This is a genomic window from Spirosoma horti, from assembly GCF_054776595.1.
Window position 1 is genome coordinate 257400 of sequence record NZ_BAAHBQ010000008.1, and the last position, 21062, is coordinate 278461.

13 protein-coding genes are annotated in these 21062 nt (G+C 52.4%); 4 read left to right on the forward strand and 9 right to left on the reverse strand.

From position 1 onward, the window contains the following. Positions 1-37: 37 nt before the first annotated feature. The 3 genes from ACYVAM_RS24770 (at position 38) to ACYVAM_RS24780 (ending at position 5617) form a co-directional block, all read left to right on the forward strand. On the forward strand, positions 38-424 hold the full coding sequence (locus ACYVAM_RS24770; protein WP_461072094.1) for a hypothetical protein: 387 nt from the start codon (positions 38-40) through the stop codon (positions 422-424). A 579-nt stretch (positions 425-1003) separates the two neighbouring features. Next, positions 1004-4225 carry a SusC/RagA family TonB-linked outer membrane protein gene (locus ACYVAM_RS24775; RefSeq protein WP_461072096.1) on the forward strand — a complete coding sequence of 1074 codons (3222 nt, stop codon included), beginning with the start codon at positions 1004-1006 and terminating at the stop codon, positions 4223-4225. 9 nt (positions 4226-4234) lie between these two features. Continuing rightward, positions 4235-5617 (forward strand): RagB/SusD family nutrient uptake outer membrane protein, encoded by a 1383-nt coding sequence (locus tag ACYVAM_RS24780; RefSeq protein WP_461072098.1) that lies wholly within the window; start codon positions 4235-4237, stop codon positions 5615-5617. Between the two features lie 203 nt (positions 5618-5820). Here the strand turns inward: ACYVAM_RS24780 and ACYVAM_RS24785 are convergent, their stop codons facing one another. The 8 genes from ACYVAM_RS24785 to ACYVAM_RS24820 all read right to left on the reverse strand — a co-directional run bounded on the left by ACYVAM_RS24785 (position 5821) and on the right by ACYVAM_RS24820 (position 19126). After that, the gene (locus ACYVAM_RS24785) at positions 5821-7599 is read right to left on the reverse strand and encodes a DUF885 domain-containing protein (protein WP_461072100.1); all 1779 of its coding nucleotides are present in this window, start codon (positions 7597-7599) and stop codon (positions 5821-5823) included. Positions 7600-7758: 159 nt separating this feature from the next. After that, positions 7759-8667, reverse strand: a complete 909-nt coding sequence (locus ACYVAM_RS24790) for an FHA domain-containing protein (protein ID WP_461072103.1) — start codon at positions 8665-8667, stop codon at positions 7759-7761. A 61-nt stretch (positions 8668-8728) separates the two neighbouring features. Beyond that, positions 8729-12697 carry an FtsW/RodA/SpoVE family cell cycle protein gene (locus ACYVAM_RS24795; protein WP_461072104.1) on the reverse strand — a complete coding sequence of 1323 codons (3969 nt, stop codon included), beginning with the start codon at positions 12695-12697 and terminating at the stop codon, positions 8729-8731. Between the two features lie 76 nt (positions 12698-12773). Further along, positions 12774-14060, reverse strand: coding sequence for a serine/threonine-protein kinase (locus ACYVAM_RS24800; RefSeq protein ID WP_461072106.1), 1287 nt, complete (start codon positions 14058-14060; stop codon positions 12774-12776). A 7-nt stretch (positions 14061-14067) separates the two neighbouring features. Continuing rightward, positions 14068-15642 (reverse strand): serine/threonine protein kinase, encoded by a 1575-nt coding sequence (locus ACYVAM_RS24805; protein ID WP_461072108.1) that lies wholly within the window; start codon positions 15640-15642, stop codon positions 14068-14070. After that, the gene (locus ACYVAM_RS24810) at positions 15642-17117 is read right to left on the reverse strand and encodes a PP2C family protein-serine/threonine phosphatase (protein ID WP_461072110.1); all 1476 of its coding nucleotides are present in this window, start codon (positions 17115-17117) and stop codon (positions 15642-15644) included. The genes ACYVAM_RS24805 and ACYVAM_RS24810 overlap by 1 nt, the downstream gene beginning before the upstream one ends. 143 nt (positions 17118-17260) lie before the next feature. Beyond that, positions 17261-18277 carry an FHA domain-containing protein gene (locus ACYVAM_RS24815; protein WP_461072112.1) on the reverse strand — a complete coding sequence of 339 codons (1017 nt, stop codon included), beginning with the start codon at positions 18275-18277 and terminating at the stop codon, positions 17261-17263. A 144-nt stretch (positions 18278-18421) separates the two neighbouring features. Next, complete coding sequence (locus ACYVAM_RS24820; RefSeq protein WP_461072114.1) at positions 18422-19126, reverse strand: beta propeller repeat protein; 705 nt, start codon at positions 19124-19126, stop codon at positions 18422-18424. Between the two features lie 243 nt (positions 19127-19369). Here ACYVAM_RS24820 and ACYVAM_RS24825 point away from each other — a divergent pair, with 243 nt between their 5' ends. After that, positions 19370-19894, forward strand: a complete 525-nt coding sequence (locus ACYVAM_RS24825; protein ID WP_461072116.1) for a hypothetical protein — start codon at positions 19370-19372, stop codon at positions 19892-19894. Between the two features lie 21 nt (positions 19895-19915). On the opposite strand, the gene ACYVAM_RS24830 is transcribed toward ACYVAM_RS24825, so the two are convergent. Further along, entirely contained in the window at positions 19916-21052 is a 1137-nt protein-coding gene (locus ACYVAM_RS24830; RefSeq protein WP_461072118.1) for an acyltransferase family protein, read from the reverse strand. Positions 21053-21062 lie beyond the last annotated feature (10 nt).

Genomic DNA, 21062 nt, shown 5'->3' on the forward strand with positions numbered 1-21062 from the left:
ACTACTAACCCGTATTGACAACTAATGAAACTATCTTATGGAAACGATTTATAACTGGCTTCTTCAAAGCATGGGCAATGAGGGAAATGCCTATACTATTCTGAATTGTCAGCGGACCAACCGGACTCAGGGAGGAGAGTCTATACAGGTGATGGCCCGGCTCAAGGATTTCAGTATTGTCAATCTGCTTATTCATGGCGGGCAATTAACAGAACAAGAGGCCATCAAGCTGGGCAGAGAAAATCCTGGGTTCGAACAGTACACGTTTGCCGGTCAACACGCGGTGCTTGATTTTCTGCATACAGGTCAACCAGCTGACGCGCCACCGTCAGCAGAGAATAAGGCTGTACAAGTGCTCGTGTTTAAGCCAGCCGGTGAAGCAGGCGAACTTACCTTTCCTCCTGAACAGACCATTGATCAATAAGGATAAATGACTGAGCCAGTCGTTGGACCTGCGAAGTTGGTTGCTTAATGCCAACTCGCCAGGAGTGGTGTCGTACTGTCTGACTTTTCATAAACTACTAATCCACTACTGTTTTTCTGGTCTTTATGGACTAGAGCCTTACTTGGTTCATTCCTTGAATCAGGACGTTTCCTTATGGTTCTTGAGGACAGCTATGGCTCATGCGTTCAGTAGTGGCCGCGCCATAGCGATTTAACGTGAATAATGGGTTATTCTGGTTGAAATTCAGGTAGTTAAGTGCTGTAGGTACGGTATGTTTGTAGTCAAAGGGGGCCCGCTGACTCAGCGGGCCCCCTTTGACTACAAACATCAGATCGCTACGCGGCTGACCGTCGCTACGCGGCCATTATTCATGTTATTTCATGTGATTTTTCTGTTAATAAATTGGATAAAAAAGCTCTGCCATAATTTAAGCAGAAAATTATCTGGAAATAAGGTGGTTATAGATATTATTGTGCTCCACTGACTTGATCGGAGGGGGTAAGTTCAACAACTTGTCAGCCGGTCGAAGCCTATTTATTTATGATAAACTAATTCTACATGATGATTTCATTACCTGATTATGCCAGGAACAGACGCCTGAAATGGCTGCTGGCGGGCCTTTTTTTACTGGCCGTTCAACTAAGTTATGCACAGTCGATTATTACGGGGGCCGTAACGGATGCGGCTACGGGTGAAGGGCTGGCAGGTGCTACCGTCCAGGTTAAAGGAACCAACGTTGGGGCAACGAGCGATGCCAGTGGGAAGTACCAGATTTCGTTGCCTGCTACCGGCAAAGTGCTTGTTTTCTCGTTCATCGGTTATCAGCCTCTGGAAATTACGGTTGGGAGCCGGAGCATTGTGGATGCCAAACTGACCAGCTCCGACAATGCCCTCAGCGAAGTGATTGTGGTTGGGTATGGCGTACAGAACCGGCGCGACGTGACCACGGCCATCGGCTCGGTGAAAGCGCGGGATCTGGCTAATCAGCCCGTAGCCAGTTTCGATCAGGCCCTGGCTGCCAAAATTGCCGGGGTGCAGGTGACCCAAACGTCCGGTGCACCGGGTGCAGCACTCTCGGTTCGGGTTCGGGGAACGGGTTCCATTAGTGCCGGGAATGACCCGCTCTACGTAGTGGATGGCATTCCACTTTCGCGCGATACTAAATTCGCTACGGGTAGCACCAACACACAGTTTCCCGACAACCCGATCAACGTGCTCAGTACACTTAATACGGACGATATTGAAAGCATCGAAGTGCTGAAAGATGCGTCAGCGGCTGCCATTTACGGGTCGAGGGGATCCAATGGTGTTGTGCTGTTGACGACCAAACGGGGTAAAGAGGGAAAAACGGTGGTCAGTTACGACGCGTATGCCGGGGTTCAGCAAGTATCGAAAAAGATCGATCTGCTCGATGCGTATCAATATTCGCAGATAAGCTACGAAGCGAAAAACAATGCCTACATCGACCGAAATCCAACTGGAAAACCAACCGACTCAAACGATATTCGGAACAAGGGCGTGGGTGCGCCGAGTACGCTCATTCAACCCGAAATTGTGCCGTATCTGTCGGGTCAGCCTGGTTTGACCAATACCGACTGGCAGGATGCCATTTTTCGCTCGGCTGCTATTCAGAACCATACGTTGTCTATTTCTGGCGGCAAAGACAATGTTAAATTCTATGTATCGGGAAATTACATGAATCAGCGGGGTGTCGTGATCAGTTCGGGCTTTAAACGCTACAGTACCCGGGCCAATGTCGAAGTGAAAACCGGCCGGCTGACGACGGGGATCAACCTCAATCCAACCTATTCGTACCACGATCTGGTTAAGGCTGAAGGCCCTTATCTGGGCGAAGGCGTTGTGGGGCTGGCTTTACAGGCGGCTCCTATTTTCCCGGTCACCAACTCCGACGGAACGTATAATTTCGGTAATAATGGCTGGGGGTACGGTGCTACATCAATCCTGAATCCGGTAGCGATTGCCAATCAGGTGAGCGATAAACTGAGCCAGCTTCGAGTACTCGGCAACGTCTATGCGCAGTATGCCATTACGAAAGATTTGTCGTACCGGATTAGCCTGGGTGCCGATGTGAACAGTTTCCAGCGCGATTACTACCGGCCATCAACCCTAGAAATCCGGGATCGGAAAGGAGCTTCGGTGCCAACGGGTTTCTCGCGGGCGCAGAATTTTGTAGACTGGCTCGTTGAAAATACGTTGAACTATAATCATTCCTTCGGCTTGCATAACGTCTCGGCGCTGGCCGGTTTCTCCTCGCAGAAAGACCGTCGGGTAGCGAACGAGCTTACCGCCACCAACTTCCCGAATGATCTGGTCTATACGCTCAATGCCGGTCAGGTTTCATCGGGTAGTTCCGATGTTCAGGAGTGGTCACTGCTATCGTATATAGGCCGCGTTCAATATGATTATAACGGCAAATACCTGTTGTCGGCCGCTGTCCGGGCAGATGGGTCATCGCGGTTTGGTAAGGATAACCGCTGGGGCTACTTTCCATCTGTCTCGGCGGGCTGGAATCTATCACAGGAGTCATTCCTGAAACCTGTTTCGTGGTTGAGCGACCTGAAATTGCGCGCCAGCTACGGGCTAACGGGTAATTTCCAGATTCCAAACTACGGATCCATCAGTCTGCTTGGTTACCAGAACTATATTCTTGGCAACGAAACCATCGTGAGTGGCCTGGCTCCTGGAAATTCGGCCAATGATAAATTGAAGTGGGAAAAAACGGCCATGTTTGACATTGGATTTGACGTTAGTTTCCTTCGCAATCGCCTGAATCTGACGGTCGATTACTACAATGCCAATACATCGGACCTGCTGTTGAATGTACCCGTACCGCGTGCATCGGGTTTCAGTACGGAATTACAGAACATCGGTAAAGTGAATAACCAGGGTATCGAATTTACACTCGGTACGCGTCAAACATTTGGCCAGTTCCGCTGGGATGCCAGTGCCAATATTGCTGCTAACCGCAATAAGGTGAAAGCACTCGGACCCTCGGGTGATCCGATCATTGTAGCTGGTGGCGTGGCGGGTGCGCAGTTTATCACCCAGATCGGTCACCCGATCGGCGAATACTACACATATGTCAACGATGGCGTTTATAAAAATCAAGCCGAACTGGATGCCAACCCCGCTTTACACGTATCTACCGCCCGACCCGGCGATTTTAAATTTCGCGACGTTAGCGGGCCTAATGGGGTACCGGATGGTAAGTTCGATCTAAGCAACGACCGGACCGTGACGGGCAGCTATTTTCCGAAATACACGTTTGGATTTACGAACAATTTCGCCTACAAAGGTTTCGATTTGAGTTTTGCCATTCAGGGCGTTCAGGGTCATAAAATTCTTAACCTGCTGCGTCGCTACGTGTATAACATGGAGGGTAATGGCAACCTGTTCGTTGGCGCACTGGATCGCTGGCAGTCGCCCGATAATCCGGGTAACGGTCTGGTGAACCGCGCCAACCGGCTAGCGTCGGGTTCGAACGGAGAAATCTCGACCTGGCATATTGAAAGTGGGTCGTACGTTCGGATTCGTACGATTACCCTTGGCTATGCCTTGCCCACGTCTCTGCTCCAAAAAATACGGTTGACTCGGGCGCGCCTGTACGTGACAACCCAGAACCCGTTCACGTTTACCAAGTACCTGGGGTATAACCCAGAGGTAAACAGCCGCCCCGACAGTGCCCTCTCATCGGGTGAAGACTATGGGACTTATCCATTGCCCCGCACAACATCGGTCGGTCTCAACCTATCTTTTTAAGAAACAGCTATGAAAAAAATAACGTTAGCCGTGGCCCTGTTGGTTAGCCTGTCGGCTTGTCAGAAAGATTTTCTGGACCTAAAACCGTTGTCACAACCCAATGTAGATAACTTTTATAAAACCGCAAATGACTTCGGAAATGCGGTTAACGGGGCCTATGATGCCTTGCAGAGTTCAACGCAATACGGAGGTGATTACAATACGATTATCGAAACCCGGAGTGATAATGTGCTCGATAACGACCCATCTTCGGGTGCCGGACTTCGGTATAACATCGACCGGTTTATCGAGCCAACGACGAACTCCGTCCTGCGCGATACCTGGGGAAGCCTCTATACCGGAATCAATCGCTGCAACCTGATTCTGGACAAGATCGACGCGGTCACGATGGATGCGACCCTGAAGGCCCGATATAAAGGGGAAGCGCAGTTTATTCGGGCTCTGTCTTACTTCAACCTGGTTCGGTTGTGGGGCAAAGTGCCGCTCGTACTCAAGGCGGGTTCGACGACCGACGCCCGTTCGTATGTCCGAAATGAAGTGGCCGATATTTATACCGCCATCGAAAAAGACCTGACCGATGCGTCGGCGGGTTTGCCTGCCACCTACACCGGTGCCGATATTGGTCGGGCCACATCGGGTGCGGCTAAAGGGCTGCTGGGAAAGGTCTATGTAACAGAGAAGAAATACGATCTGGCCGTATCGACGCTGAAAGATGTTGTGAACGGAACGACTTTTAAGTTGCTGCCTAATGTGGCCGATGTATTTTCGGTTGCCAACAAGAACAACGCAGAAATTCTGTTCGCCGTCAAATTCAAAAAAGGGGGCTTACAGGGTGAAGGCCATGGTTCCTGGTATGGCACCAGCATTGGCGATAACATCGAACCGTCGTTGCGGGCGGCTTATTTGCCTGCTGATAAGCGACTTCCGCTGACGGTGCAGGTGCCCGTGCCAACCAGCATCAACGCCGTCCCCAGAAAGTTCTACGACGAACTGTCCGGAACAAACGATGTTGGCAATGACTTCCCGGTACTCCGTTTTGCGGATGTGTTACTGTTGTATGCCGAAGCCCTGAACGAAGTTGCTTACCAGGCTGACGGTGAAGCCTTCAGAACGCTGAACCTGGTTCGGACGCGGGCGGGGGTACCCAGCTATACGGGTGCTCAACTGGCGACGAAAGAGGCTTTCCGGACGGCCGTCATCAACGAACGGCGGCTGGAACTGGCCCTGGAAAACGACCGTTGGTTCGATCTCGTTCGTACGGGAACGGCGGTTGACGCCATCAAAGTGACGGGTATCACTATGCCTGCCTACCGAACGCTGTATCCTATTCCGCAATCAGAAATCGATACGTACAATAACAAGACTACGTTCGGGCAGAATCAGGGATATTGATTATCAGCTTTTTACTCCAACCCATCCCCTAAAAAAAGGGGATGCGCTCAAGTGAGTCCAAAGGATTATCAGAGTCTACCGACAACTTTTGCAAAATGAGATCAATTTCGAAAGGCTGTCAATAGTCTAAATAACTTTCCTAAATCAAGAGCCCTTCTTAGCCCCTCCCCTAAAAAAGGGGAGGGGTTGGGGTGGGGGAAACCTTACTTCTGACGCTCAGCCCAGGCATCCATTTTGCGTTCCAGCACATCCAGCGGCATACAGCCGTCTTTGAGAAACTCGTCGTGAAAGGCGGCCAGACTGAATTTGTCGCCCAGCTGCTTTTCGTATTTCGTGCGGAGTTCACGGATTTTTAAGGCGCCGATTTTGTACGATAAGGCTTGTGCCGGAATGGCCATGTATCGTTCTATCTCCGCAGTAGCGCCCTGTTCGGCAATGGGCTCGTTGTCCATCATGTATTTGATGGCCTCTTCGCGCGTCATGTGCTTCGTATGTAAGCCCACGTCGACGACCAGCCGAATGGCCCGGTGAATTTCATCGCCCAGCGCACCCATGTATTGATAGGGGTCCGTGTAAATACCCAGCTCTTTGCCCAGCGATTCACAGTAAAGTGCCCAGCCTTCGCCGTAGGCACCATACCACGCAAACCGCCGAAACTTAGGCAGGCTGGTATTTTCCTGTTGCAGGGATACCTGATAATGATGCCCCGGAATGGCTTCATGTAAAAACAGCGATTCCATACCCGACGTGACATTGAACTTGCTGGCATCCGGAATGGGTACGTAGAAAATCCCCGGCCGACTGCCATCAGCTGACGCCTGGTTGTACTCCGCGCTGGCCGAGGCTTCCCGGAATTTCTCGGTCTGCCGGATTTCGAATTCCGATTTAGGGGTGTTGATGAAGAGCTTTTTCAGATTCGGCTCAATTCGCGCCAGAATGGTATGAAAAGCGGCCAGAACCTCTTTTGGTTGTTTGTAGGGGTAGAACTTTTTGTCGGTTTTGAGATACGTGAAAAACTCGTCCAGCGTGCCTTTGAAGCCAACCTGTGTTTTTACCTTCTCCATCTCCCCCCGAATTCGGGCTACCTCTTTTAACCCAATGGCATAGATTTGATCGGGTGTGTCGTTGGTGGTGGTCCAGGTTCTGACCAGATAGTGGTAAAGCTCCGGGCCCTGTGGCAAGACATCGATACCCGACGTCGTGCGGGCTTTGGGCAGGTATTCGGTTTTTAAAAAAGTCCCCAACTTCTGGTAAGTCGGCACAATTTGTTTGGTGATGGCTTTCTTATACGAAGCCGTCAGCCGGTCTTTGTCGGCCGCGCTGAATGTTGATGGCAGCTTTTTGATCGGTCCATAAAATAGACTCTTCGTCGGATCACTCACAACCAGGTCGGTCATCTGCGGGATCATCTTGACAACCAGGCTTTTGGGTAATACCCGTCCAGTCGCCATTCCTTTTCGAAAGGCAGCAATGGCCGTATCGCCCCAGACAGTAAAGGCGGAAACGCGCTTGAGCCAGTCGTCGTAGTCCTTAACCGTTTTAAACGGTTGCGACCCTTCGCCACTGCCCAATTGGCCAAAAGCCAGCGTGAGACCTGTGAACTGGTTGAACGGTATTTCTTCCTGATGAAATGGGTATTGCTCCAGTTGCAGGGCTAATTCACGCTTGAGAATGTCGTAGGAAATCTTGTCTTCGTCGGATAGCTTTTCCCGATCAAATGAGTTTAGTTTCTCTAAGGTGCTGCTATAGAATGACTTGGTCTGGTTCAGAAACGCCTGCGAAATATCATTGGGCAACTGGTCATTGTACCGGTTGTCTCCCTGCTGGGTAGCCTCTACCGGAAACAGTTTCAACCGCTGCTCATAATAGTCGTCCAGAACGGTCGCAAAGTCCTTGTTTGCGGTGGTTGTCTGGTCGGTCTTCTTCGAAGTACAGCCAATCATGGTGGCGATAAGTAAGGGTAATAAAATACGTTGCATCATAAACGAATGGTCGGTTTGGTGCAGTAAGTTAAGGAATTTACGGAAGGACCTATTGCTGTTGCTGTGGTGTCGGTTAATGGGCTGTGATGTCGGTTATAAGTAACCGACAAGCGAGGCTTTAAGAAACTTATACCACACTAAAAAAGAAACGGGCATACCTCATACCAACTCAAACAACAGCGTGACCGCGCCCCCTAGCTCAATCTGGTCGCCGTGCTGAAGCGGGTAGCCCATTCCGGCAATATCGGCGCGTTCCATGCGGTTGTCCGGGTGGAAGATCTTTGTTTTGTTGCCACTGGCCGGTAGCCCGCCCGCATCGACAAGGAGCGAATACTGCCGCCGGGTAACCTCGTACCGAATGGTGGCATGAGAGCGGCTAACGGCTCCGTTATCGGCTCCTTTCCGGGGGTCAAAACCGGGGTCATCGTCGTTAAGAATTACGATGTCATTTGTCCGGATACGACCCGATGCCGTTTGTGTGGAGCGGCCCCGCCCAATGCAGAAACTGGTTTTTTGCGTAGGGTCCAGCACGTAATCGAGCAGTTCCGTCTGGCCGCTTAGGGCCACCACTCGTGCTAGTAAAGGAGCCCCCTGCGCTTTTGTGTTGTCTTGTACGATCAATCCCAGGTTGCCCTCCCGATAGGTTGTTTCGGGCAGCGCATCCGAATAAAACGCGTAGTCGAAACGCCAGTGGGTGGGTAGTTTTATATAATTGTCGGCGAGCTGACGACTCAACTCTTTTTGAAATTTACCGGGCTGGCTAGCCCATAAGGCAACCCGATCGATCTCCTCCTCCTCGGGACTGGTCGAAGCAATACATAGGGTCATACCTGTGGGAGCCGTTTCGGGCTCATTCTGGTACGGGCGCAACTTATCGACGATAAAGCGAAGCATCTGATCCCGGCGCTGGCCAGCGGGTGGTGGCCCTTGCAAAACGGATTTAGCCGGTTCTGGAATCGGTTGGTTAGTCTCTGCCGAATCAAGAGACTGAATCGCTGGCTTGGTTGCCGGCTCGGATGACGTGGGCGTGAAGCCGAACAGGTTTTTTATCGTGTCGAATAGGCTCATCGTTTGTAAAGTTATTGACTGTAAGGCGAATCAGAGCGGGGCACCCGTGCGATCCGCGTTATTAAAAGCTCCCCAGATACCCGCGTTGTTTCAGGATGGGGGCCACAACGGTGTTTGCCAGTTGGACGGCTTCGGCCGATGATTCGCCCAACTCGATACGGACACTAACGACCGTATGCGACTGTCCATTGGGTGTTGGGGCGAAAAATACGAACCAGCCGTCGTTCCGGCGAATCCCCTGCACAATGCGTTCGGGCGTGCCGGTTTTTCCTGCCACTCGGGCTACACTAATTTTACTTCGGCCCTCGGATGGGTTCGACTGATCGATCATGAATGACTCAAGCTGGTCGGCGTAGTTGGCCTGACGAGCCACCCGCTGGCCTGTTCCAATCGCTTGTGGTTTTCCTGCCTGCTCCAGTACATACCGCGATGGTTGCAGCACGCCTTTGTTGGCAATGGCCCCCGCCATGCGGGCCAGCGCAACCGGAGTAGAGGTGAGTTGTCCCTGTCCCCAGGCCAGCCCCGAGAACTCACTGCGGTACCGTTTGGGGTATTGCGTACTGCTGTATAAATTCCGGCGGACCACAAAAGAGGAGTCGCGCCAGTGTTTTCGAATCTGATCGCGCTCGGGGTCTGTGCGCGTATCTGAAAAAGAATAACCACCTACGAAGTCGACGTTCATGCCGGTGGCCAGATACAGATCCGCCATTTCATTGTCGAGTTTATGGTCGTTTGCCGTTCGGATAAAATAGACATTGCTTGAGCGGACAATGGCCTTCCGCATATCGACGGATTCATTGCAGGGTTCTGATTCGCGGGTGCCCCGGCGGATGATCTCGTCGCATGAAATGGAATAGCTAACCTCGGATGCCGATGCGCCAAGCTTGTTAAAAGCTGCCATGGCGGTCAGTATTTTAGCGGTTGAGCCGGGCGCCGTTGGGTAAGTCATGCCCAGGTCGCGCTCCGTAACCAGATAGGGCAATTTCTGCCGGTCGCGGTCGGCCATCTGCATCACATCGGGCGTTTGCAGGTTGGGAAGTGGGTGTAGCGCCGACGCCAGCACATCGCCCGAACTTGCATCGAGCACCACAACCGAAACACGCCGGTTCCGGAAATCGGACGTAGCCAATGCCTGCTGAATGGCCACCTGAAGTTCTGCATTGACACTCAGGTGCAGGTCGCGGTTTTTGGCTTTTCGTTCGGCAACTTCCCGACTATCCAGCCCAGCCCGCAGGGCGGGAGCCAGCTCACTGTAATCATACACGGACAAGGTACGCGTTTGCTGAACGGACGGGCTAAAACGGTCGGCCCGGTAATCGGTCGTAACGAGGTTCGTCTTGCGGGGGCGGCTATTGAAACCCCGCAACTCGCTGAGGTGCGTAGCCTCCGCATAATAGCCGTTGCTTTGCCCCCAGAAAAGTTGCGTGTTCAGATCACCAAGCCAGAAAAATAGCTGATTGCCAAAGGGATAATACCGCTGAAGTCGTTTTTTTGTCAGCCCGTCGACCGCGTCAGCGTCAAGGCCGCTTTGCTGGAGTTTGGCCGCTTGTTGCCGGATTAGTTCGGGTGAACTCGACGCCAGGACCAGGCCCGTTCGGTCGTAAATCGTGCCTGCCGCAAGCGCTCGCGTAAGTCGTTCGATGCGTGGGTTATAGCTGTACACAGGATCGCCATTGCGCGTTACCACCCGGGCCGGACGCACGATATAGGCACTACCCCGCCAGCCTACGATGGGCAGTAAGTGGACAATGAGCACAACGATACCCGCCAGAAATCCGGTGATACCCGCCATGAGAACGGCATCGTAATGGGTCGACAGGTATTCTCGCTGAGCGACTTCGCCCGGTCTGTGCGCGACGCTAAAAGCGGCACCCATCGCCGTTAAGTTGACGATAAGCGAAATCTTGCCGTAACTCAAAAACGGTACACTGATTCCTGTAAGGGGCAGCAACCCGATCGATCCGCCTGCGATAATCAGAAACTGAGTCCCCGTGGCAATAGCTATACCCGCGATCAGGAAAAAACTGAATGGCTGCCCCGCCCGGCGCGCATGAAGAAACAGCCGGTGGAGCAGTACGCCAAATAACAGGAATACGCAAACAACGCCCAGACCGCCCAATTCCTCGCCCAGGCTGGGCAGAATCATGTCGGTGTGAGCGGCCGGAATGGCGTTGGCGAATCCTTTTCCCAGTCCCTGCCCGGTCCAGCCCCCAGCCGCCAGCGCCCAGTAGCCGTGCGCCAGGTGGTCGCCCCCATACACATCGTTGTTCCAGGGGTTGAGCCACATGGCTTTCCGGTCGGCCAGCCGATCGCCCACAAAAGGCAATTGATCGCCAAAGGCAAACATGGCCATAACCAGCAACAGCAATACGGGTGCTTCGGCCAGCAAAGCGATCCAGCCTGTGCCGGTTTTGGAGCGGGCATCGCCTTTCCAGAACATGTACCCGATGACGGCTATCAGACAGAGCAGCGTGGCTATAGCGCCTGGCAAAAGCCATAACGCGACGCCATAACCAACAGCCGTAGCCAGGGTAAGTGGAAGGTTTCCCCGGGCAATGCTATAGAAGAGCAGGAACGTGAAACACACCACCAGCGCCGGACCCATATCGCCCAGCAGCAGATAGAGCAACATGAGCAGACCGGCTCCGGCCAGTGCGCCAAAACTGACGGCAAACCGCCAGCGTAAATCGGGAAGTTGCCGCAGTTGCTGTTCGTTGGCCGCGAAGAACCCGGCGAAAAACAAAAGCAATAGGTATTTCGTGATCTCGCTTGGCTGAAACGCTAAGCCCAGCAGCGACAGGTTCACACGTACTCCGCTGCCTTCGGGACCCGACCCGATGAGCAATGTCAGCGCTGCCAGACCTGCCGCTAACACCAACCATGTCCAGCCCGACAGCCGGACCGAAGTCCGGTTTCGTAACGTAAAGAGCCAGTCGTAGCGCCAGGTAGCGTAGAAACGACCTACGTTCAGCTGGGATACGATCGTCATGCCAACTAATCCGACAAGGATGCCCTGTACCGTTTGCCCGGCAAAAAGGGTGTCCTGCAACGGGTCCTGTATGGCCAGTAAAGTAAGTACCGACAAGCCCGTGAGGAGCATCAGGATCGGTAACAGAAAAGGATCGGGATGAAAGCGCCGAACGGACCAGACTGCATTAACCACCCAGAAAGCCAGCAGAAATCCTGCGACAATTCCCCAGAATTGCCAGGTGAACGTGGTCGGTGTTCGGATGGTAAGCGCGTGGTCGGTTTTTAGCTGCCCGTAAACGGTCGATCCAATGAGCCGAAGCTGGTGCGGTCGGGCGGTAAAGTTAACGGTCTGATCGCTGGTTAGGTGAGGGGTGCCGCGTCGGCTACCAAACTCAAATCCTGGCTTCAGCGGGACAACGCTATAGCCCACCCCCGATTTCAGTCCGGCAAAGGTGAATCGGCCGTCGGTATCCGTTCGGGCGTACACGAACCGGTCCGGAAGCGTATCGGGCAGAGCCGTTGCCGGGTGTCGCTTGAGTTGGATCAGCACACCCGACAGGGGGCGGTCTTCCCGACTGACCCGCCCCGTAAATGAAACCGAACCGCTCCCGACCTGAACGATGGCCGGGTACGGTTTGGGGTTGGACAGTTCACGATTGTACAGCACCGAGTCGAAACCCATTTGCTGGCGTGACAACCGGAGTCGGCTCTGAAAGTCAGCACCGCCGATTCGACTGCGCCACGTTAGCGGAGCCATCACCGAAAACTGACGCTTATTGACCGCTCCCAGGTTATCGAGGGAGCTGTTTTGTGCAAGTTTGGCGGGCAGCGAATCCGCAACCAGATCAATATCCCGGCTATCGGTATAATAGTTGCCACTGCTCAGCAATTGTCGGATCGAGGATGATTTAACTCCTTTGTCAAGATTGAGCGACTGCCCGGCGGCATACGCCTGTCTGGCCTGGTCAAGGGTCGGCAGGAGGTTGGTGTATAGCCGGATAAAGAGCAGCAATAACATGATCGATGCGCCCGGCAAATACAAACGGTCAAGTGATTTCATTCAATAGTGCGTTACGGGTTAATTAGGTGCGTTTTACCAAACAGCAGGATGCTATTTGGTAAAATTGCATAATACATCATTGTCTGGTCGAGTCAGGTACTGCGGTTGAATCGGCTGGAGAAACCGGCGTCGGGTTCGTTGTCGTCGCCGACGGTGGTAACGTGATGAAGACTGTGTCATGTGCCGTTTCTTCTTCGATAGGCTCACTGAACGGCGCTGCTGTAGAATCGGTTGCGATCTCATCAGAACCCAGCGAATCCTTGTTGGTAAGCGTCGAATCAGGGAGCGTTCGAGCAGGTGATTCTTTATGGCGCATTTTATACAGTACGGCAAAGACGGCCAATACGACCACAAAAATTACCGCCAGGATGATTGGCCAGTTGGTTGAACTGCGTGGTGATTCTTCCTCTAAATCAGCCGGATACGCGTTAGCGGGCTCAGGCATGGATACTGGAGCAACCCGTGTTTGTGAACGGGGCACGACCGGTGCCTGACGACTCCCGGAACGGGTAGCCTGCAGCAATTCTACATTTGCCTGGCCCAGCAACAGCGCCAATTCTGTGACATCGCTCAGGCGTTCGGCCGGGTTTTTGAGCAGCGTCCAGTCCAGTAATGTTGTCAGGCTAGGAGGTAGGTATTGACCTTCCGGCAACGATAATGCAGGTGGTGGTGTGTGTAATACCTGGCTCATGAAGGTTGCAATTCCCGCCGTATCAGCCATTGAAAAGGGCACTTTCCCGGCCAGGCATTCGTAAAGTACGACCCCCAGCGAATAATAGTCTGTGGCTACATCAACGCCTTTGGGGTTGTCGAATTGCTCGGGTGAGGCATATTCGTAGGTCATCAACGACTGGCCCGTCATGGTTTGCGATTGCTCCCGAATGCGGGCTACCCCAAAATCGGTGAGCAGAAAATGCAGTTCGCCACTGGGCAAGGGTCGGTACAGAATGTTCTCCGGTTTAATGTCCCGGTGGATAATGCCCTGCGGGTGAATAGCGTGGAAGGCTTCGGACATCTGCAACCCGAGTCGGATGGTTGTGGCCACGGTGAGTTGCCCCTGTTCGTCGATGAGCGTCCGCAGGCTACCTCCTTCTACCCATTCCATGACGATGAAGGGCAGGGGCATATCCAGTTGTACCTCCCGTACCCGTACCACGTTTGGGTGGCGGATGCCAGTCATAATTTCGGATTCGACCCGAAACCGCCGAAGAGTTTCCGGGTCTGTATGCAGGGTGAAGTGTTTAATGGCGACCAGATCCCCTGATTCCAGATGGCGGGCCTTCAGAACGCGGGCGTTGGAGCGCCCCAGCTCACCGATAATTTCATATCCCGGGAAATGGGTATTTACACTGACAGTTGGCATTGATACCTTAGTTTAACGACTCGGTTGACGAAGCCAGTGAGTCTGAATTCTGGGGAATATCCGGCGACTCATACCGTAAAATTTTACACGTAACCTTCGTTCCCCGATCACTATCCGGAGCCGTCTGGATGGGTGATGAATTCGGCTCCACATTATTAAAATAGACGGTCTCTGTTTTATAGAGGCCGCCACCATCCTTGATGTATTTTATCTGAACGACCACATAGGTAAACCGTAAACGCGTTGGATTGCTTAACTGAAGCTGGAGCTGTTTGATGCCGCCAAACAGACCGACCTTGAAGTTTGTCGCCTTAACCGTAACGCTCTTGACGGCCATCAAGGCTTCCTGCCGGAGTCGTTCCAGTCGTTGTGCTTCTTCGGCCCGTTGCTGCGCCCGAATAGCGGCTGTGTCGGGATCTGCATTGGCGGCTACCAGCGTCGCACTATCTGCAGGCTGGTCAGCTACTGCCGAACTACCTATGCCTGTTCGATTGGTCGACTTTGCCGTTGGTTTCGTTGTGGTGTAATATACGCCAGCCAGGATCAGCAGCACGAAAGCAAGGAACGCGATGATTTTTGACGTCCCTATGCCTTTAGACGAGTGCAATTCCTTCACGGGTAAAGCGTCTCGGGGCTTCACGGGTTCCGGCGGTTGTTGATGCGTTAAGGTACGTGACGCCAAAACGGGCGCCGGAACTGAGACTGGCTGCTCCGAACGGCTAGCCCGACCAGCCTGTAAATAGGCGAGTTCTGCTTGTTTCAGTAGCCATGTCAATTCATCGGGATCACTCAACCGCTCAGCCGCCTTCTTTTTTAAAAGCCCTTCCAGCAAAGGAGTAAACGGCCCCAGCGACTGCCCATTGGCGGCAACCGTTAAAACGGGAGGAGCCTCGGAAAGCACCTTGTTCATGAAAGTGACGATGCCGGAATGATCGCCCAGGGCAAAGGGTACTTTACCCGTCAGGCATTCGTAGAGCACAACCCCCAGTGAATAATAATCGGTAGCCACCCCCACATTTTTTGGGTCGTTGAACTGCTCGGGTGACGCATATTCATACGTCATCAGCGACTGGCCCGTCAACGTAGTCGACTGCTCATGGAGCCGGGCCACGCCAAAGTCGGTGAGCAGAAAATGCAACTCACCACTTGGTAACGGGCGATAGAGAATGTTGTCTGGTTTGACATCCCGGTGAACGATGCCCTGCGTATGAATCGCCCGAAAAGCGCCCGCCATTTGCAGCCCCAACCGAATGGTCGTTGGCACATCCAGATGATCCTGCGCTTTGAGAAGGTCGCATACGCTACCGCCCTCGATCAATTCCATCACGATATACGGTAGCTCGGCCTCCAGTTGCACCTCCCGCACCTTGACGATGTTTGGATGGGCAATACTGGTCATAATGGCCGATTCGCGCTGGAACCTTCGGAGTGTTTCGGCATCCGTGTTCAGCGCGAAGTGTTTGATCGCAACCAGATCGCCCGTATCCAGATGGCGGGCTTTCAGAATGCGGGCGTTGCTACGGCCTAATTCACTCAGTATTTCGTATCCGGGAAACTGGGTGTTAAATCGAACGGTAGCCATCAGGGACGAGTTGGTTTAGACGCAACAGGTTGCTTAAGCGCAACCGACTGCTTTTGTACAGAAATTGAAATTACGGTGTTCAGGCAGGTATCCTGCCGAACGGCGGCCCGAACCGGAAGGTCGACCTGGCTGAAATACACCCTGTTTAATTGAAGTCTGGCGTCTCCGGCTGTTTCAATCCCCGTTTTAAACCCGCTGAAAACCACATTTTCCAGCGTAACGGCACCCCGTCGGTCAACGCGCAGGGCAAGCTGTGCATGGGCTGAATCAAGCGGCATAATAACCGTTTGCGGGCTGCTGCCAATGACCGCGAGTAATGAGTCTGTTAGTACCAACGGCTGGTCGATACGGATCGTATCGTCGGTGAGTAGTAGCCGATGGTCCGGATTTCGGTTCGCCACTTCGATCAGCGAATCCAATCGGGAACGGTTTGTTGACAGCAGAAAGGTGGTATCACCTGATGAAGAACCCATCGCACTAAGGCTATCGCTCGTTGGGTAGGTGTTGCCCGATGGCCAGGACTGATACCAGACGATACCCGCCACCAGGAGTGCCAGCAAGGCGAACAGCATGACCCAGCGCCCCGTTGATGATCGTTTGGCTGGCGTCGTTTCGGCCGTCGGTTGGGGTTGAGCCGATGGCGAGACGGCCGCCGGCGAAGGGTGGCGGGGAGCGGCCAGGGTGGAGGTTGCCCGCTGTTCGGCGATAGGTGATTCTTCGCCCTTTGTCGTATGCTGGGCCAGCACAACCGTTATGTTATCATTGCCACCCTGATGATTTGCTACCCGGATCAATTCTGAAAGCTGTTCCTCCACTGAGATAGCCCGGTTCAGGATCGCCTTGATCTGGGCCTGCGTGATCATATCGGTCAGGCCATCGCTGCACAGCAGCAGTTGATCGCCGGGCAGAAAGTCTGTTTCGTCGGCGTCCAGGAAATCAGGATCATCGACCCGGTGCGTGGTGGAGCCGACTTCGCGCAGGATCTCGTTTCGGCGCGGGTGGCTCATGGCTTCGGCTTCGGTGAGTTCGTTGGCATCTTCCCGAACGCCCACCATCGAGTGGTCGCGGGTGAGCTTGACCAAATTGCCCTGCCGGTAGCGGTACAGACGCGTGTCGCCTACGTGAACGAAATAGAGCTTGCCCGTGTGGCTATCGGCCAGAGCCGCCGTCAATACGCAGCACATCTGGCTTAGCCGAGGATCTTTGAGCCGTTCGTCGTTGATCTGGTTATTGGCAAAAACGACGGCTTCGCGCAGCATGGACAACGGATCGCCATTCGGCGTAGCCATATAGCGTTCAATCGACTCTCGGGCAATGGCAGCCGCCCGGTCACCACCGGCATAGCCGCCCACACCATCGATCACGACCAGTAAGGCGCTGGCTTCCGACCAGAGTGGCGTGCAGATAAATGTGTCCTGATTATCCTTGCGCCGTTGGCCCACATCGGTTTTTCCCGCGATGAGTAAGTTATTCATTATCAGGTAAGTCAGAAGTAATGTTTGTGGTTAGCAGAGGCCTTCCACAAACTGAATTAGCGAGGTAAGTCCTGAACGTGTCTGATAACTAAAAAACAGACGAACAGGAAGAGTACTAAAACAAGCAGAACGTCGATCATGGCTTACGTGTTGCTTTGGAAAGTAAGTGTTACCATGCTGTTGAGCAGGATCTGGGCTTTTGCAGGTAATTCAAACCAAGTCGGGTTCGCCGGTTCACTGCGTGGAATGAGCTGCTCATTGACGCGGGTTTCGTTACGGCTGAATGAAGCTATCTGAAACGATTGGGTAGATTCAGTATATCGAATCCGGGCGTGCGGATTCGACACATAGGGGGATTCGAGCAGTAAGTAATTCGGGAAATGCTGGTTGTCGGTGTCTTTCCGGGCAACCACAATTTCCCGGTCGCGCATCGGATAGGTGTCCTCTTTGTTCTGCTCGGCAATGTAGTAGCTGATGTGGGCTAATCCTGCACCAAGACTACGGGGAAGGGCTGGAGCCGCTAGGTTAGTAGCCCTCGCGACTGCTGCACTTTTGGCCTGGCTGGGCGTGTTGAGGGGTGTATCGAAATTGAATTTTACGACAAACGCTCCCGGCTCACGAAAATCAATGTGATGGAACGTGTTCAGATCGACATCTACCTTCTCGTAGCGGTTCGTTTGTTTAACCCGACGGGTAACGTTTATTTTCTCGGCTGGCGCATTGGCTTGCCCATTGCCGGGCAAAATGCCGGTCAGTGCTCCAATTACTTTGACATCACCTGGATTGATTTCTTCTCCGCCAAACTCCCGGCCTGCCCCAAACTTAAAAAACCAACTCGATGCAACCGGCGACACGCGCCCATATGCGCTCCTATAGGATTCAATGATGGCTTTGAATGACTGAACCGCTTCATTGACCACCACCGGAAACGCATTCTGGCGATCTTCATACGTATCGGGGTGCAGAATAATCAGAAAGTGTGCATTGAACAGCAGGCTCGTCCCGACTGATTCGCGCTGGATGGAGTCTTCGAAACTGGCGATGAGTTCGTCAAGAATACGTTTGTTGGTAACGACAGGAGCCGTTTTTGTATCGGTCTGGCTGGGCGGAATGATAAGGTTACTTAGCTTACCGAGCCAGCCACCGGGCTGATTGGCCATGTATGAACTGTTTAGGGAGGATTTTCACTCCTATAAACGTTAACTACACCGGCTTTCGTTGGTTTGATCTGCGGTATTTTTAGTTTTTGGAATAAACCAATGCATAAGCTGTTTTGATGCGGAACGAATTAACCAGTCCATTCATCAAGGTTGCGGATTCCTGGATACGTACAGGATTCCGTTCTGATCTCCGCAAAAGGCGAAGTTTTTTAATCTGCCACAGAGTGGCGCGGATGCCGTTACATAAAGACGGGACTTACTGTCTACGTATAAACTGGTGATCTGGTGGTCATTCGGCAGAGTTAACAAACGACCCGTGGAAGTTTTGATGCCTACTGATTCTACGTAGTTTGACGTCGTTGAACCGGGCGAAACGGGGGTAAGCAAATAATCAATGCTGTACTCCGTTTTTGAGGGCGTCGTAACCACATTACGGGCCACCTTTATCTCAAATTCTGGGCGTCTATTGATATATTGCTTCCAGGTAGTTCCCTGATCGAGACTATATTGAAAAGGATTGATTGCGTAAGCCACCATAGAATCAAGAGCGACGCCCGACTCAGTACCAAATACTAATAAGGTATCCTGTTTTACGGTAAAGCCAAATAGTCCCCTGTCCGATTTGAAGGTTGTCTGCCACGTTTTGCCTCTGTCTTTGGTCTGGTAAATGGTGAAGGCGGTGGCGATGACTAACGTCTGGTCAAGATCGCCGGAAACGGCTTCAATTGCTCGGGCTTCCGGGGCTTTGATCGCGTACCAATCAGCATAGTCTGGCAGAACAGTATCCTCTGACTCTTTATGACAGGCCACGAGCGATAGCAGGAGAAGACTAACTAGATACTTTTTCATAACGTTGGAGAATCAATCAGGTTTTTCGTTTCGAGTAGATACAACTCGCTACAAAAAACTAGTTTATCGTAGCGAAAATGCAAAATATTTAGTTGTCATTTTTACTTTATTTTAACGCCTGTAGCTACACTCAATAAGTTTAATAAGTTTGCTTACTTTAGTTTTATGCCCCGTTAATTAGCAGGTTATAAGTAATTAGTTAGCCGTAAGTATTTTTATTGTTACTCGAGAAAAAACGACGACATGAAAACTAGTTTGATTTTGATCGCTCTCCTGCTGGCTGCTGACGTCAGTTTTTCTCAGCTAACTCGTCCTGCGATTGATCTAAATAAAGATCCTGTTTTTGTGAACGTAGTCACCCGCAGGATTCACTACCCAGCCCAGCCCGCTCGTAGAGCCATTTACGGCCGCTACTACGCTGGTTTTACGATCGATCAGGCCGGTCACATGCGGGATATTTCTGTATTGTATCCGAAAATGAGCAGACAGACTAGCAAACTCTATGGCTTTGAGGGCGAAATCTTGGCTGGTTTAAAGCATATGCCTCCTCTTAATCCGGGTTTAGCCGGGCACTATCTGCTTCCCGTTGCTTTCTGTTTTACCCATTATTCAGAAGGGGCCACACCCATTGTGCCTACCAATGTTTTACCGCTTGGCTACGAAGTAGGCGACCGGACTTTGCTCAATGAAACGAAAATTTTTGCCAGTAGTCCTAGCTCAACACGTGATCTGAATGGCTTTCCTCCAAGTAGGCAAATCGGTCAATAAGGCGAAGGCGAATAAACCAATTTACACCCGCACATAAATTTTACGGCGGTCGAGGAGCCAGCCGACGCTCCAGCAAACCAGCATGAATGAGAGGGCAAACAGGAGCGAGCCCACAGGCCCCGGCGCCAGCTTTTGATACAGACTACTGTTGATCCACGAAAACAGACTTCCCCCTGATGCCACCGGAATCATGTAGAGGGCAATGACCAATAACTCGGAGAGGAGGTAAATGAACAGGGGATTCTTACCGGGAATGACAAAGAACCGGGTCCAGTTGGCGTTGTTCCACTGTCGAATCTCGATCATGTAGATTAAGGTTGCCATAATCGCCAGATCGAGGCCGGTGGTTAGTAGTACAAACGAACTGGTCCACAGTTTTTTGTTGATGGGAAAAACCAGGTTCCAGCAGAGCGCGGCAAAAATCAGGGCGCTGCCAACGAGTAGGAGTTTCGCCACACTCTCGTAGTTTTTGCCTTTATGTTGCACAAACTGACCCGCGTAGTAGCCAATGACCACATTCACAATGGCGGGTAGCGTGCTTAGTAACCCTTCCGGATCAAAAGCGATGCCTTCGCCATGGTACAGGTGGGCATCGCCAATCAGAAATCGATCCAGTTTTAATACCGCATTCCCCGCCAGACTTAATGGATCGGCGGGATCGCCCCAACCGAGCAGCATGAGCCAGTAGCCCACTAAAAAGACAACGCTTAGCCAAATAACCGTTCGGAACGACAGGAAATAAACCAGTAACGACGCAAGGCCATAGCAGACGGCGATTCGTTGTAAAACGCCCCAAATGCGGGTTTCGCTGATGGGGAAGCCCGTTACATCGCCTGATTCGCTGAGCCGGGAAAAAGGGAACCAGTACATCAAATAGCCCAGCAGGAAAATCAGCGCTGTCCGTTTACCAATCTTCGTGAGTACGGCGGCTGTACCCACCGAACTGTGCTTTTTCATAGCAAAGCTCATGGCGTTGCCAACCGCAAACAAGAAAGACGGGAAAACCAGATCGGTGGGAGTAAAGCCATGCCAGTGTGCGTGCAACAGCGGGGAAAAGGGGGTGGCGCCACTTCCCGGCGTATTTACGACAATCATGAAGCAAATCGTCATCCCTCGGAATACGTCCAGAGATAGAAAGCGCGTGTTTGTATCGGTCATTATGAATTGG

What these genes read in the sequence shown, in the direction of transcription:
- ACYVAM_RS24770 (WP_461072094.1), top strand. Translation starts at nt 38, where the DNA reads ATGGAAACGATTTATAACTGGCTTCTTCAAAGCATGGGCAATGAGGGA.
- ACYVAM_RS24775 (WP_461072096.1), top strand. Translation starts at nt 1,004, where the DNA reads ATGATGATTTCATTACCTGATTATGCCAGGAACAGACGCCTGAAATGG.
- ACYVAM_RS24780 (WP_461072098.1), top strand. Translation starts at nt 4,235, where the DNA reads ATGAAAAAAATAACGTTAGCCGTGGCCCTGTTGGTTAGCCTGTCGGCT.
- ACYVAM_RS24785 (WP_461072100.1), bottom strand. Translation starts at nt 7,599, where the DNA reads ATGATGCAACGTATTTTATTACCCTTACTTATCGCCACCATGATTGGC.
- ACYVAM_RS24790 (WP_461072103.1), bottom strand. Translation starts at nt 8,667, where the DNA reads ATGAGCCTATTCGACACGATAAAAAACCTGTTCGGCTTCACGCCCACG.
- ACYVAM_RS24795 (WP_461072104.1), bottom strand. Translation starts at nt 12,697, where the DNA reads ATGAAATCACTTGACCGTTTGTATTTGCCGGGCGCATCGATCATGTTA.
- ACYVAM_RS24800 (WP_461072106.1), bottom strand. Translation starts at nt 14,060, where the DNA reads ATGCCAACTGTCAGTGTAAATACCCATTTCCCGGGATATGAAATTATC.
- ACYVAM_RS24805 (WP_461072108.1), bottom strand. Translation starts at nt 15,642, where the DNA reads ATGGCTACCGTTCGATTTAACACCCAGTTTCCCGGATACGAAATACTG.
- ACYVAM_RS24810 (WP_461072110.1), bottom strand. Translation starts at nt 17,117, where the DNA reads ATGAATAACTTACTCATCGCGGGAAAAACCGATGTGGGCCAACGGCGC.
- ACYVAM_RS24815 (WP_461072112.1), bottom strand. Translation starts at nt 18,277, where the DNA reads ATGGCCAATCAGCCCGGTGGCTGGCTCGGTAAGCTAAGTAACCTTATC.
- ACYVAM_RS24820 (WP_461072114.1), bottom strand. Translation starts at nt 19,126, where the DNA reads ATGAAAAAGTATCTAGTTAGTCTTCTCCTGCTATCGCTCGTGGCCTGT.
- ACYVAM_RS24825 (WP_461072116.1), top strand. Translation starts at nt 19,370, where the DNA reads ATGAAAACTAGTTTGATTTTGATCGCTCTCCTGCTGGCTGCTGACGTC.
- ACYVAM_RS24830 (WP_461072118.1), bottom strand. Translation starts at nt 21,052, where the DNA reads ATGACCGATACAAACACGCGCTTTCTATCTCTGGACGTATTCCGAGGG.